Origin of the sequence: Kitasatospora sp. NPDC001603, from assembly GCF_040298365.1 — a bacterium.
Taxonomy (GTDB): domain Bacteria; phylum Actinomycetota; class Actinomycetes; order Streptomycetales; family Streptomycetaceae; genus Kitasatospora.
Genome location: NZ_JBEPAA010000124.1, coordinates 1 through 14,500 on the forward strand (window position 1 = coordinate 1; position 14,500 = coordinate 14,500).

Below are 14,500 nucleotides of genomic sequence, written 5' to 3' on the forward strand. Positions count from 1 at the left end.
CCCGGGGGGTCCCCCCGGGGGGGGCCCTCCCGCGGGGCGGGCCCCGGCGGGCGCGCCCCCGCCCCGGGCGCCCCCCGGGGCCCCCGGGCCGCCATTGGTGCGCGGAGCGGGTCGTCAGCTGACCGCGACGGCGCTCCAGGCGGCCGCGACGGCCTTGTACTCGGTGCTGGTCGCGCCGTACAGGTCCTTCGCCGCACTCAGGGTCGCGGTGCGCGCGGCCTTGTAGTTGGTGGTGGAGGTCATGTAGACGGTCAGCGCGCGGTACCAGATCTTGGCGACCTTCTGGTTGCCGATGCCGGTCACCGTGGACTGGTTGCAGGTGGGGCTGTTGTAGGTGAACCCGTTGATGGTCTTGCTGCCGCTGCCCTCGCTGGCGAGGTAGAAGAAGTGGTTGCCGACGCCCGAGGAGTTGTGCACGTCGAGCTGCCCGACCTTGCTGGTCCAGCAGTCGGCGGACCCGCCGTCCAGCGAGGGCTTGTCCATCCGGCGCAGCCACGGCGGGGTGGACTGGTCGCTGAACAGGTAGTCGGGGGTGTCCACCTTGTTGTTGGCGTACCACTCGACCATGGTGCCGAAGATGTCGCTGGTGGACTCGTTGAGGCCGCCGGACTCGCCGCTGTAGCGCAGGTTGGCGGTCGCGCTGGTGACGCCGTGGGTCATCTCGTGGCCCATGGTGTCGAGGTCGACCTGCTCCGGGTCCTTGGAGCCGTCGCCGTCACCGGTCATCATGCAGAAGCAGCTGTCGGACCACTGGGCGTTGTCCCAGTCGGTGCCGACATGCACGAAGACCGTGGCGCCCTTGCCGTCGTTCTTGATGCCGCTGCGGCCGAAGGTGTTCTTGTAGTAGTCGTACGTCCAGGCGGTGTTGGCGTGGGCGTCGACGGCGGCGGTGGCGCGGTCGGTGGAGAACTTCTTCCCGTCGCCCCAGGTGTTGTCCGTGTCGGTGAACAGCGTGCCGGAGCTCGCCTTGAGCGAGCCCGCGGAGACGTTGTGCGCGTCCCTGGTGGTGTGCTTGCGCACCGGGTCGATCAGCGCGAAGCCGCCGGACTGCGCGGTGGTGTCGATGGTGATGTCGCCGGTGTACTCGGAGTGGCCGGTGCCGGTGGCCTGGTGCTCGGAGTCGTAGCTCTCGATCTGCTCGCCGGTGGAGGCGTCGGTGACGACGACCTTCCCGGCGGGCTGGCCGTGGTCGCCGACACCGGCGACGGTGGTCTTCCAGGCGAGGCGGGGCGTGCCGTCGGCGGCCCAGACGACCAGTTCGGGGGAGCTGGTCGCGGAGCCGATGGACGGCGCGGACTGGAGGGCGCGGCTCGCGGAGGTCTGCGCCGGGACCTTCGGGACGATGGACGCCACCGCGGCCTCGTGGGCGGCGGCGCGGGAGGAGTCCTTGAGCCGGCCGCGCGCGTCCTGGTGCACGACCAGGTCGCCGCCGACGACGGGCAGGCCCTGGAAGGTGCGGTCGAAGCGGACGTGCTGGGTGCCGTCGGCGTCGATGATGACGTCCTTGACCTGGAGGTCCTGGCCGTCGCCGAAGCCGAACACCCCTGCGTTGTGGGTGACGTTGGCCCTGGCCTGGGCGATCGCGGCGGCGTGGTCGGTGGGGGCGGCCGACGCCGTGGCGGTCTGGAAGGTGGCGGCCACGAGTGCGGCGGTGACCGCTATGGCTCCGGCCGCGAGCTTGCGGCGGTGAGAGGAGATGGGGCTCACTCTGACTCCAGTCGGGGGTAGCTGCAGGGATACGAGCTGGGTCAGAGTTTGACGGTGAACTGACAACGTTGGCTAGAGGCTTGAAGAGACCTTGACCATTCCGTGTTCTGTCCTGATCGAACTTGATAGGTAGTGAACAAATGGCGCGGGAGCCCACCGTGACGACCCGGTACCTCTGACGCCGCGCCTTCGCCAACGGTGAACTGGCCGCTCTGCATGCGGAGGGTTCGGCCCCCGCCGGCACCGGCCTCCCGCGCCGCTGACCGGTGCCGCTGACCGGTGCCTCTGGCCGGTGCCGCTGGCCGGTGCCGCTGACCTGTGCCCCTGACCCGCCCCTCCGACTGCCCCTCCCCGCGGGACCGAGTGCGAGCGCCGTCGCCCGGTGTCGCCGATCCCCTGCGGGCGGTCCCGCCGGCCCGTACGCTCGCGGGATGGACGGATGGCTGGGCGCCTGGACGGGCGGGCGGCGGGCGGTGCACCTCGGGAACGTCGCCGACTTCAACGAGCAGTTCCTCGCGCCGGGGACGGACCCGGACCAGCGGTCCCGGCGCCTGCGGCAGGCACACCACTACGCCGGGATGGCGAGCTGCTACAGCCCCGAGCCCGCGCTGCTGGTCCTGCCGGGCGAGGTCGAGCGGGCCTGGATCGACTGGCTCGCACGGGAGTTGGAGTGGGGGCCGGTCGAGCTGTACAGCGGGATCGCGCCGGAGCGGACGCTCGCCCAGGCCCTCGCCGACCGGCCGGCCCTGGCGGAGCGGATCGCCACCGCCGGTCTCCCGGTGCTGCCGTGGGGACGGACGGCGGCCCAGGGCGAGGGCGCGGAGCTGGCGGCCGTGCGGCGCTACGAGTCCAAGGCCGCCGCGCACGCCCTGTTCACCGAACTGGCCCCGGAACACCACGGGATCGTCGTCCCCCACCAGGAGCAGCCGGGCTCCCGGCGCCGCGCCGCCCGCCGGCTGACCGCCCGCGCGAGCCGCGGCCTCACCACCGTGCTGAAGAGCCCGCACGGCGTCGGCGGCTACGGGACGGTCGTGGTGACCCCGCAGGACGTGTTCGCGGCCGGCGGCGGCCGGGCCCTGCTGCGCCGGCTGACCGGGGCCGAACTGCCGGCGCCCGGTGGGGACGTGCTGTTGGAGGAGTACATCGACGGCGGCCGCGCCGACCGGCTGCGCGACCTCACCTTCGACGCGGTGGTCGGCGACGACGGCCGCGTCCACCCGGTCGGCGTCGGCGAGATGGCGGTGCACGGAACCCGCTACCAGGGGGTGACGGTCGGCCCGGGGGTGGTGCCGGTCGGCGCGGTGGCGATCGCCGAACGGTTCGGCCTCGCGGTCGGCGAGCGGCTCGCCGCCGAGGGCCACCGGGGCTGGTACGACGTCGACTTCGTCACCGACCGGGACCGCCGGCTCGCCCCCACCGAGATCAACCTGCGGCTCACCGGCCCGGCGATCGCCTTCGTGCTGCGGGCCCGGCTGGACCTGGTCCGCGGCCCCGGCCACCTGGTCCGCACCCTGGACGCGCTGCCGCTCGGCGCCCGGATCTCCCAGGAGGCGCTCCACGACCACCTGGACCGGCTGCGCCCGCGCTGCGCCCGCCTCGGCGTGACCGTCCTGCCGCTGGTCGCGGCGGCGGGCTACGAGCCGGAGCCCGCCGTCGGACTGGCCCTCGCCGCGCGCGAGGCCGAGGCGCTGGAGGCCGCGCAGGCGCTGATCGGAGCCGGGAACCACGCGCTGGGCCGGATGTTCGAGGCCCTGCGCTGAGGGGTGCCGGACCGGCCGGGCCGGGGTGCCTCGACCCGCCGCCGCCTCACCTCCGCGCGGACGGCGGGTGCCAGGCGAGGAAGCGGACCACGACCACGGCCGCGAGCATCAGCGCGACGTTGAAGACGTAGACCAGGAGCGACTGCCGCGACCAGTCCACCGGTGAGCTGGTCCGGTACAGGTTGTCCTGCGGCCACCAGGAGGCCAGCAGCCAGAACACCGACAGGTGGGTGGCGAGCGTGAGTCCCCGCGGCCTGCCGTGCGCGGTGAGCATCGGCCACCCGGCCAGCAGGAACGCCGCGCCCAGCCCGAACGAGAGCCACTCGGCGATGTACAGGGCGTGGAAGTAGGAGGCGAAGGGGTCCGGCACCCGGGACAGGTCGGTGGAGCCCGGCCAGAGGGAGTCGGTGAGCAGCCAGGCCGCGAAGGCGAAGGGCAGGGCGACGAGGAGCCAGCCGCAGCCAGACAGGCCGGGCCCGCCGGCGCCGGCCGCCCGGCCGGAGCCGGCGGGCCCGCCCGCGCCCTTGAAGCCGGCGCCCTTGTGACCGGCCGAGCCGCCCGCGCCGGCCTTCCCGGCCCGGGGGCCGGTGGAGTCGCGCGGCGCCGGCAGCGGCAGGGAGCCGCGGTCGAGCTTGCCGGCCCTGGTGCGGGGGAGCGCCGACAGCGGCACCACCGCGGTGGGCAGGTCGCCGGCGGGCAGGCGCTTCGTCAGGTAGGCGGAGAGCGACCACGCGTCCGCCCCTTCGGCCTCCGGGTCGGTCACCGCGTACCCGACCAGCGCCCGCCGCCCGGGCTCCGGCTCCACCTCGGCGACGGCGGCCTCCCGGACCGCCGGGTGCGAGCGCAGTACGCCCTCGGCGGCCGCGGCCGTGGTGACCCGCTCGACCACGGCGGCGGCCCGGGCGGAGCCGACCGGCCCCACCACGGCCTCGGCGCGGGCCGTGAACTCCAGTACGCCGTCCGCGCGGATCCGCCCGAGGTCGCCGGTCAGCAGGACCCGGCCGTCCGGGTCGAAGGCCGCGGGCCGGAACCGGCGGTCCGTCTCCTCGGGCCGGTTGAGGTAGCCCCGGCCCAGGCCCGCGCCGGCGACCGCGATCTCGCCGACCGTCCCGCTCGGGGCGGGCTCGCCGTCCGGGCCGAGCACATGGACCCGGGCGCCCGGGAACGGCCGGCCGACCAGCGAGACCCGCTCGCTGCCCTCGCCGCCGGTCGCCCCGGCCGCGTCGAAGTAGCTGCTGTCCACGGAGGCCTCGGCGAGGCCGTACACGTTCAGCACCCGGACGTCCGCCCCGAGCAGCCCCTGCAGGCCCAACTGCTCGTCCAGGTACCACTTCTCGGCGCCCACGGTGAGCAGCCGCACACCGGTCAGCGCCCCGCCCGAGGCCGCGAGGTGCGTCCGCAGGCGGCGCGCCGTGCGGACGTTGAGCTCCAGCACGGTGATGCCCTCGGCGGCGACCAGGGCCGGCAGGTCGGCGATGTCGGCGCTGCGGTCCAGGGTGAGGTTGCGCGGTGCGACCACCAGGGTGGCGCCGGTGCAGAGCGCGCGCACCCAGTCCGCGGTGAAGACGTCGAACTCCAGGCTCGCCGTCTGCAGGATCCGGTCGGAGGCGCGGAGCCCGTAGACCGAGCGCCAGCCGCGGTAGGCGGCCAGCAGGTTGCGGTGCTCGATCAGCACGCCCCGGGGCAGTCCGGTCGATCCGGAGGTGAAGAAGACGCAGGCGAGGTCGTCCGGGCCGGTGGCCACCACCGGCGGACCGGTGGGCAGCGCGGTGACCGCCTCGGTTGCGGCGCCGGCCCCGACAGCCCCGACGGCTCCGACCTTCTCGCCCGCTCCGGCCGTCGCCGCCTCGCCCGCTCCGACCGTCGCCGCCTCGCCCGTCCCGGCCGGCGCGTCCACGCAGACGACGGCCCGTCCGCCGGCGTCCGTCAGTCGCACCCGGTGGCTCTCCTCGGTCACCACGACGGCCGGATCGGCCTCCGCGAGCACATGGCGAAGCAGCGGGTCGGGCGCCCCCGGCTCCAGCGGTACGTACGCGCCACCGGCCTTCAGCACCGCGAGCAGGGCGACGAACACTTCGGTGCCCCGGCCCAGCGCCACCGCGGCCCGGCCGCCGGGCTCCAGCCCGGCCGCCGCCAGGTGGCGGGCCAGCCGGTCCGCCCGCGCGTCCAGCTCACCGTAGGTCAGTTCCCGCGCGCCGCAGCGGACGGCGACCGCGTCGGGCGTCTGGCGCGCCTGCTCCTCGAACCGCCCGTGCAGCGTTCCGGCGCGCCCCGCCGGTTCCGCGTCCCACCCCATCCGTCCAGCCCCCTTCGCATCGTGCTCCGCTCCGATCCTCCCGCCAACCGCCCGCCACGAACAGGGGCGTGCGGACCGGCCGGTCGGTCCGCGCCCCGGCCCGCCCCCACGCGCCCCGGAGCGGGGCGACCGCCGGAGCCGGTCCACACCTCGGACACTCCGGGCCGCCGCCGCTCCGACGGTTGTACTCTGCACGCGGACGGCCGGTGCCAGCCCGCCCGGTGCGGCGCCGCGCCCGCACCCTGTCCGGCGCCGATCCCACGGAGGCCCGCCCGCCATGAGCACGTCCGAACCGCTGCCCGCCGGCCCGCTGCTGCGCACCCGGGACGTCGACGTCGTCCGGGACGGCCGCTACCTGCTGCGCGGGATCGACCTCACCATCGAGCCCGGCGAACACTGGGCGCTGCTCGGTGCCAACGGCGCCGGCAAGTCCACGCTGCTGGCGCTGCTCGGCGCGGTCTCCCACCCCACCCGGGGCACGGTCGACGTGCTGGGCCGCCGGCTCGGCCGGGTCGACATCCGCGAGCTGCGTGCCCACCTCGGTCACGTCAACCCGCGCCACCCGCTGCGTTCGCCGCTCTCCGTGCGCGAGGTGGTGCTGACCGGCCTCACCAACACCATCGAACCGGACCTGCACCGCAAGCCGTCCCCCGAGGAGCTCGACCGCTGCGAACGACTGATCGAGACCCTCGGCATGACGGCCATGGCGGAGTCCCCGTGGCCCACCCTCTCCCAGGGGGAGCGCGGCCGGGCCCTGATCGCCCGCGCCCTGATGCCCAGTCCCCGGCTGCTGCTGCTCGACGAGCCCGCCACCGGGCTCGACCTCACGGCCCGCGAGCTGCTGCTCGACAGCCTGGACCTGCTGCGCCATCAGCACCCCGAGCTGGCCAGCGTGCTGGTCACGCACCACCTGGAGGAGCTGCCGGAGAGCACCACGCACGCGCTGCTGCTGCGTGACGGCGAGTGCGTCGGGGCCGGGCCGGTGGACGAGGTGATGACCACCGAGCTGGTGAGCGCCTGCTTCGGCCACCCGATCCGGATCAGCCGGCACGAGGGCCGCTGGAGCGCCCGCGCGGCCGCCCGCCGCACGCCCGGCGGCTGAGGAGACTGCCCGCTGAGGGCAGGAGCCGCTGAGGGCAGGAGCCGCTGAGGGCAGGAGCCGCTGAGGGCAGGAGCCGCTGAGGACAGGAACCGAGGAGACCAGGAGCCGAGGAGGGCCCGCGTCGCTGAGGGCGGCCGGTCGGTGGTGGCCGGAATCGGTCGGTGCGCTGACGGCACCCCGACCGCCCGGCCCATCCCCACCTGCGGGGATCGAAGTCGACCCCGGTGTAGACGGCGAAATCAGATATCCCTAAGGTATGCCTTAGCTAAGTGGGTGGGGGGAGCCGGTGACCCCGGTTCCGTACCCACCCTCAGTCATGCCCTGAACCGTCTGCCTTCCCGCTGGAGCCCTCATGTCCGCCCGTCGTTCCACTGCCGCCGCGCTGCTCACCCTCGCCGTGGCGACCGCCGCGCTGGCCGGTTGCTCGCAGAAGAAGGACGACAAGGCCTCGGCCGACGCCGTGAAGGTGAACGCCACCGACACCGCCTGTGAGGTCTCCAAGACGACCTTCCCGGCCGGCCACGTCGTGATCGACATCGCGAACAAGGGTTCGAAGACCACCGAGGTCTACGTCTACGGCGACGGTGACAAGATCATCACCGAGCGCGAGAACATCGGCCCCGGCACCAAGGCGTCGATCAACGCCGAGATCAAGGCCGGCTCGTACGAGGTCGCCTGCAAGCCGGGCATGGTCGGCGACGGCATCCGTCAGAAGATCACCGTCACCGGTGACGCCGCCGCCTCGGGCGCCTCGACCGACCCGCGGCTGACCGCGGCCGTCGACGCCTACCGCACGTACGCCCAGGAGCAGGCCGACGCCACCATCCCGGCCGTCGAGGCGTTCGCCGCCGCGATCAAGTCCGGCGACGTGGAGAAGGCCAAGCCGCTCTACGCCCCGTCCCGCACCGGTTGGGAGCGCACCGAGCCGGTCGCCGAGAGCTTCGGTGACGTCGACCCGAAGACCGACACCCGCGAGGACAAGCTGGAGCCGGGGCAGGAGTGGACCGGCTGGCACAAGCTGGAGAAGTCGCTCTTCGCCGACGCCAAGATCGGTGACGACGAGAAGAAGCTCGCCGACCAGCTGGTGGCCGACCTGAAGGACTGGCAGAAGAAGATCCCCGGGGCCGAGATCACCCCGACCAGCATGGCCAACGGCGCCAAGGAGCTGCTGGACGAGGTCGCCACCAACAAGATCACCGGCGAGGAGGACCGCTACAGCCACACCGACCTGGCGGACTTCGCCGCCAACGTCGAGGGTGCGCAGAAGGCCTACGAGCTGCTCAAGCCGGTCGCCTTGGAGAAGGACGCCGAGCTGGCCAAGACCCTGGACGCGGAGTTCACCGCGATCCAGGCGCTGCTGGCCAAGTACAAGCAGGCCGACGGCGCTTACACCTCCTACGACAAGGTCACCGAGGCCGAGCGCAAGACCTTCTCCGACGCGGTGAACTCGCTGGGCGAGCCGCTGTCGAAGCTGGCCGCCGCGGTCGTCGTCAAGTAACGGTCGACCCGCAGTACCGGTCGACAAGCAGGACCCCAGGAGGTGTCGGCTCCCGTAGCCGGGTTAGCCTCCACCACATCGCCGTGGCGGCCCCCGTGGCCGCCACGGCATCCGTGAGTCAGCGCAGAGAAGGGCCGCCCGTCGATGGACGCCGAGAACCAGCAGCAGAGCGGGACGCCGGCCGGCACCGACGCCGACGCCACCGCGAGTGGGCGGGGCGGTGCCGACCGCGGCCCGATCAGCCGCCGGGCCGTGATCGGCTGGGCGGGCGCGGGCGTCGCGATCGGTGCCGCCGGGGTCGGCTCGGTGGCCGCCGCCACCCGGCAGGACGACGACACCCCCGCGCCGGCGGCCGCCCCCGCGAACATCCCCTTCTACGGCGAGCACCAGTCGGGCATCGCCACCCCCGTCCAGGACCGGCTGCACTTCGCCTCCTTCGACGTCTCGGCCTCCGCCACCCGCGAGTCGCTGGTGAAGATGCTCAAGGAGTGGACCAAGGCCGCCGCCGCGATGACGGGCGGGCGCGAGGTCGGCACCGGCGCCGCCAGCGGCCTGCCCGAGGCACCGCCGGACGACACCGGCGAGGCCCTGGGCCTGCCCGCCTCCCGGCTCACCCTCACCATCGGCTTCGGCCCCGGCCTGTTCGAGAAGGACGGCGTGGACCGGTTCGGCCTCAAGGCCCGGCGCCCCGAGGCCCTGATCGACCTGCCGAACTTCAAGGGCGACAAGCTCGACCCGCAGCGCAGCGGCGGCGACCTCTGCGTCCAGGCCTGTGCCGACGACCCGCAGGTCGCCGTGCACGCGATCCGCAACCTGGCCCGGATCGGCATGGGCACGGTCAACATCCGCTGGTCGCAGCTCGGTTTCGGCAAGACGTCCTCGACCACCCCGGACGCGCAGACCCCGCGCAACATGATGGGGTTCAAGGACGGCACCCACAACATCGCCGGCAGCGACACGGCGAAGCTCGCCGAGCACGTCTGGGTCGCCCCCGGCGAGGGCCCGGACTGGATGACCGGCGGCTCCTACCTGGTCGCCCGCCGGATCCGGATGCACATCGAGACCTGGGACCGTACCTCGCTCAAGGAGCAGGAGGACGTCTTCGGCCGCACCAAGGGCGAGGGCGCGCCGTACGGCAAGCCCAAGGAGCACGACGCGCCGGACCTCAAGGCGATGCCCGAGGACTCCCACGTGCGCCTGGCCCACCCGGACAGCAACAACGGCCTGATGATCCTGCGCCGCGGCTTCTCCTTCACCGACGGCACCGACGGCCTCGGCCGCCTGGACGCGGGCCTGTTCTTCCTCGCCTACCAGCGGGACAGCCGCAAGGCGTTCGTCCCCCTCCAGCAGCGCCTCGCCTCCAGCGACAAGCTCAACGAGTACATCCAGCACGTCGGCTCCGCCCACTTCGCCTGCCCGGCGGGCGTCCGCAAGCCCGGCGAGTGGTGGGGCCAGGCCCTCTTCGGCTGACCTGGCGCTCCCGCCCACCCGCGTACCACCTCTTCACCCCCAGGAGCCAGCGTGTTCGGCAACTACCTGATCGGCCTGCGCGAGGGCCTCGAAGCGAGCCTCGTCGTCTGCATCCTGATCGCCTATCTGGTCAAGACCGGCCGCAAGGACAAGCTCCTGCCGGTCTGGTCGGGCGTGGTGGCGGCCGTCGTCCTCAGCATGGCCTTCGGCGCCGTCCTGCAGTTCGGCTCCTCGCAGCTGAGCTTCGAGGCGCAGGAGGCGCTCGGCGGCTCGCTGTCGATCATCTCGGTCGGTCTGGTCACCTGGATGGTGTTCTGGATGCGGCGCACCGCCCGGCACCTGAAGACCGAGCTGCACGGCAAGCTGGACGCGGCGATGGCGATGGGCACCTTCGCGCTGGTGGTCACCTCCTTCCTGGCCGTGGGCCGGGAGGGGCTGGAGACCGCGCTGTTCATCTGGTCGGCGGTGCAGGCCACCGACGACGGCTACAACCCCGTGATCGGCGCGGCCCTGGGCCTGGCCACCGCGGTGGTGCTCGGCTGGCTGTTCTACCGGGGCGCGCTCAGGATCAACCTGGCGAAGTTCTTCACCTGGACCGGCGCCATGCTGGTCGTCGTCGCGGCCGGCGTGCTCGCCTACGGCGTGCACGACCTCCAGGAGGCCGGCTGGCTCGGCGGCCTGCACAGCCAGGCCTTCGACATCAGCAGCACCATCCCCAAGGACAGCTGGTACGGCACCCTGCTGAAGGGCGTCTTCAACTTCCAGCCCGACCCGACCGTCCTCCAGCTGGTCGTCTGGGCGGCGTACCTGATCCCGACCCTGGCGATCTTCTTCGGTCTCTTCGGCGGCCGCCCGGCCAAGCCGCTCGCGAACGCCGGACCGGCGAAGACCGCCGCCTGACGGCCCACCGGCCCCCACCCGCACAGCAACCGCACAGCACCCGAACCGCCCCGCCCGGCCGCCGCCGGACGGGGCGGTTCGGCATGTCCGGGGTCTCGTCCGTTCACGGTGCCGCGGACTGCCGCGCTACCGCGGCGGCCCGTACGCCAGGAGGAGGACGGCGAGGGCGGCGGGACCGATCCCCGTCATCACCCCCGGGGGCGCCGCCCGGCGTGCCGCCCGCCCGGTGCTCCCACCGCGTACGGCACCGCACAGCGCCGTGCGGCCGCGCCCCGCGCGGCGCGGCGCCAGCGCGGTACCCGGCGCCGAGCTGACCACCGGTCAAAAAGTTCATCCCAGGGTCTACCCGCGTAAACCCCCGACGCGCCATGCTGGTTGCCTGCCCGGGCCGCTTCCGCCCGGGGGCTTCCGCCTGCCCTCACACCGACTCTGGAGTCCCCGTATGCCTGCGATACGCACGCTGCACCGCGCCCTGCCGGCCGCCCTCGGCGCCCTGCTGCTCGCCCTCACCGCGCTGCTGGCCGGCGCCGGCACCGCCCAGGCCGCCCTGCCCACGCCGGTCTCGGCCGCGACGGCCCGCACCTACCTGGCCTCCATCGCGACGGGCGCCGAGACCCACGACGACACCTACGACCGGACGCTGTTCCCGCACTGGATCACCATCGCCGGCACCTGCAACACCCGGGAGACCGTCCTCAAGCGCGACGGCAGCGGCGTGGTCACCGACTCCGCCTGTGCCTCCGTCAGCGGCACCTGGTCCTCGGTCTACGACAACGCGACCACCACCAACGCCTCCTCCTTCGACATCGACCACCTGGTGCCGCTGGCCGAGGCCTGGCGCTCCGGTGCCTGGGCGTGGACGACGGACCAGCGCAAGGCCTTCGCCAACGACCTGACCCGCCCGCAGCTGCTGGCCGTCTCCGCGAGCTCCAACCGCTCCAAGGGCGACCAGGACCCGGCCCACTGGCTGCCGCAGACCTCCTACCGCTGCACCTACGCCCGCGCCTGGGTGCAGGTGAAGTACTTCTACGGCCTCTCCGTGGACACCGCCGAGAAGAGCACCCTCTCCTCGATCCTCAACGGCTGCTGACCGGACCCACTGCTGACGAATCGTTCATGCACAGAGCTCCGCCCGCCGGGTCCTTCCCGGCGGGCGGAGCTCTTCGCGTGTCGGTGGTCCTCCCGGGGCGCTACTCGCTCTTGATCGCGCCCAGGATGTCCATCCGGGCGGCCCGGCGGGCCGGCCAGAGGGCGGCGAGCAGGCCGATCACGGCGGCGGCGACCAGGAAGCCCAGGATCTGGACCGGCGGCACCACCGTGGTGATGCCCTTGAAGGTGTCCGCCATCGTGCGGGTGCCCGCCCAGGCGGTCACGATGCCGAGCAGCACGCCGACCACGCCGCCGAAGAGCGCGATCATCAGCGACTCCAGCCGGACCATCCGGCCGATGCCGCGCCGGTCCAGGCCGATCGCCCGCAGCATGCCGATCTCCCGGCGGCGCTCGAACACCGACATCGCCATGGTGTTGACGACGCCCAGGACGGCGATCACCACGGACATCCCCAGCAGGCCGTACATGATGTTCAGCACCGCGGTGACCAGCTGGCGGTTCTCCGCCTTGATGTCCTTCTCGCCCTTGACGGCGATCAGCGGGTTGCCGCCGGTGGCGTCGCGCAGGGCCTGCTTCAGCTTGGCGTCTGCGCCGTTCACGCCCTTGACCAGGACCTTCTGCGGTCCGGTGCCGGGTGCGGCGTGCGGGCCGACCACGGAGTCCGGGGCGACCAGACCGGCCAGCGCGGTGCCGGCCTCCAGCACGCCGCCGACGGTCAGCGAGCCCTCGGTGCCGTCCGGGTAGGTGAAGGCCAGCGGGTCACCGGGCTTCAGGCGCAGGCGGTCGGCGGTGCCGGAGCCGACCAGCAGCTCGCCCCGCTTCAGCGCGTCCGCGCTACCGGCCTTCACCGTGATGGTGGCCAGCTGGTCGATGGTCGCGGCGTCCACCGAGGTGACCACCTCGCGGTCGTCGCGGTCGCCGGTGCCGGCCGCGTCGCCGGTCCCGACCAGGACGCTGCGCACCACGCTCATCGCGCTCACGCCCGGAGTCCGGGCGACCTGCGTCGCGACCTCGGGGGACAGCATCGAGGAGTTCTGCATGGCGACGGTGTAGTCGGCCTTGGTGTCGTTCTCGGTCTCCTCGTCCACGGCCTTGTTCACCGAGGCGCCGATCACGGTCAGCGCGGTGATCAGGGTGACGCCGATGGTGAGGGCCGAGGCGGTGGCGGCGGTGCGGCGCGGGTTGCGCACGGCGTTCTCGCGGGCCAGCTTGCCCGGCGTCCCGTACAGCCTGCGCAGCAGCGGGGCGAACAGCGCGATCAGCGGCCGGGCCAGCAGCGGGGTCAGCACGAACACGCCGATCAGCAGCGCGCCCGCGCCGGCGCCGACCAGCTTGCCCTCCTTGCCGGCGGCGCCGGCCAGCAGGCCGCCGACGCCGGCCGCGGCGAACAGCAGGCCGATCGTGTTGCGCACCCGCAGGCTCTTCTGGGTGGCCGGCTGCTCGACCGAGCTCATCGCGGCGACCGGGGCGATCCGGGAGGCGCGGAGGGCGGGCAGCCAGGCGGCGAGCACCGTCACCAGCACTCCGATGGCGACCGAGACGAGCACCGTGGACGGGGCGACCACCAGCGGGCCGTCCGGCAGGTTGGCCTCCATCGGTCCGTTCAGCAGCGCGCGCAGGCCGGTGGCGATGCCGATGCCGGCGAGCAGTCCGGCCACCGAGGCGGTCAGGCCGACCAGCAGCGCCTCGACCAGCACGGAGAGGGTGACCTGCCTGCGGTTGGCGCCGACGGCACGCAGCAGGGCGAGCTCCTTGGTGCGCTGGGCGACCAGCATGGTGAAGGTGTTGGCGATGATGAAGATGCCGACGAACAGCGCGATCGCGGCGAAGCCGAGCAGCACGCCGCTCATGCCCTTGGTGCCTTCCTGGATCATCCGGTCCTGCTCGTCGGCCAGCTCGCGGCCGGTCTTCGCCTCGATCGAGTCGTCCTGCGGGACGGCCTGCCGGACGGCGGTGAGCAGCGCGCGGTCGTCGGCGCCGGGCCGGCCCTTGACGTCGATCTCGGCGAAGCGGCCCGGGCTGAGGTAGAGCTGCTGGGCGGTGGCGGTGTCGAAGGCGGCGAGCGAGCCGCCGGAGACGACGCGCGGGTCGTTGGTGTGCAGGGTGCCGGTGAGCTTCAGCTCCATGACCGGGCCGTTGACGGCCACCCGGACGGTGTCGCCGACCTTGTAGCCGCCCTTGTCGGCGGTCTTCACGTCCAGCGCCACCTCGCCGGAGCCGCGCGGGCCGCGGCCGTCGACGAGCGGGTAGCGCGGGTCGGTGCCGTCGGCGCCCGGCACGTAGTTGGTGCCGGTGGTCGAGAAGCCGTCGCCGATCAGTGCGCCCTTGCGGTCGGCGATGCCGGCGAAGCCGGTGACCACGCCGCGGGCCTCGGCGGCGCCGGGCAGCAGGGCGACCGCCTTGCGGGTGGACTCGGTCAGGGTGGGGTCGGTGGTGCTCCCGCCGCTGAGGTCGTACCCCCGGTCGACGGCGCTGCGGTCACTGATGGTGACGGCTATGTCGGTGTAGCTCTTGGCGCTCTGGGAGCGCAGCGCGTTGCCGAGGGTGTCGGTGAAGACGAGCGTGCCGGCGACGAAGGCGGTGCCGAGCATGACGGCGAGGGCCGTCATCAGGAGTCGGCCCTTGTGGGCCAGCACGTTGCGCAGTGCGGTGCGGTA

General features: G+C 73.5%; 9 protein-coding genes. 6 read left to right on the plus strand and 3 right to left on the minus strand.

Annotation, left to right across the window (positions count from 1 at the left end):
• Positions 1-114: 114 nt before the first annotated feature.
• On the minus strand, positions 115-1,707 hold the full coding sequence (locus ABT263_RS37085; RefSeq protein ID WP_352297892.1) for a M4 family metallopeptidase: 1,593 nt from the start codon (positions 1,705-1,707) through the stop codon (positions 115-117).
• Positions 1,708-2,138: 431 nt separating this feature from the next.
• Between ABT263_RS37085 and ABT263_RS37090 the strand changes: the two genes are divergently transcribed.
• Positions 2,139-3,467, plus strand: a complete 1,329-nt coding sequence (locus ABT263_RS37090; RefSeq protein WP_352297894.1) for a hypothetical protein — start codon at positions 2,139-2,141, stop codon at positions 3,465-3,467.
• A gap of 46 nt (positions 3,468-3,513) precedes the next feature.
• On the opposite strand, the gene ABT263_RS37095 is transcribed toward ABT263_RS37090, so the two are convergent.
• Entirely contained in the window at positions 3,514-5,763 is a 2,250-nt protein-coding gene (locus ABT263_RS37095) for an amino acid adenylation domain-containing protein (RefSeq protein WP_352297897.1), read from the minus strand.
• Positions 5,764-6,040: 277 nt separating this feature from the next.
• Between ABT263_RS37095 and ABT263_RS37100 the strand changes: the two genes are divergently transcribed.
• The 5 genes from ABT263_RS37100 (at position 6,041) to ABT263_RS37120 (ending at position 11,823) form a co-directional block, all read left to right on the plus strand.
• Entirely contained in the window at positions 6,041-6,865 is an 825-nt protein-coding gene (locus ABT263_RS37100) for an ABC transporter ATP-binding protein (RefSeq protein WP_352297899.1), read from the plus strand.
• A 352-nt stretch (positions 6,866-7,217) separates the two neighbouring features.
• Positions 7,218-8,363: an iron uptake system protein EfeO gene (gene efeO, locus ABT263_RS37105; RefSeq protein ID WP_352297902.1), complete on the plus strand. Its 1,146-nt coding sequence runs from the start codon at positions 7,218-7,220 to the stop codon at positions 8,361-8,363.
• A gap of 144 nt (positions 8,364-8,507) precedes the next feature.
• Positions 8,508-9,833, plus strand: a complete 1,326-nt coding sequence (gene efeB, locus ABT263_RS37110; protein ID WP_352297905.1) for an iron uptake transporter deferrochelatase/peroxidase subunit — start codon at positions 8,508-8,510, stop codon at positions 9,831-9,833.
• A 51-nt stretch (positions 9,834-9,884) separates the two neighbouring features.
• Entirely contained in the window at positions 9,885-10,733 is an 849-nt protein-coding gene (efeU, locus tag ABT263_RS37115; RefSeq protein WP_329486013.1) for an iron uptake transporter permease EfeU, read from the plus strand.
• Between the two features lie 442 nt (positions 10,734-11,175).
• Positions 11,176-11,823: an HNH endonuclease family protein gene (locus ABT263_RS37120; RefSeq protein WP_352297907.1), complete on the plus strand. Its 648-nt coding sequence runs from the start codon at positions 11,176-11,178 to the stop codon at positions 11,821-11,823.
• Between the two features lie 100 nt (positions 11,824-11,923).
• On the opposite strand, the gene ABT263_RS37125 is transcribed toward ABT263_RS37120, so the two are convergent.
• On the minus strand, positions 11,924-14,500 hold a 2,577-nt coding region (locus ABT263_RS37125), incomplete at its 5' end, for an ABC transporter permease (protein WP_352297909.1).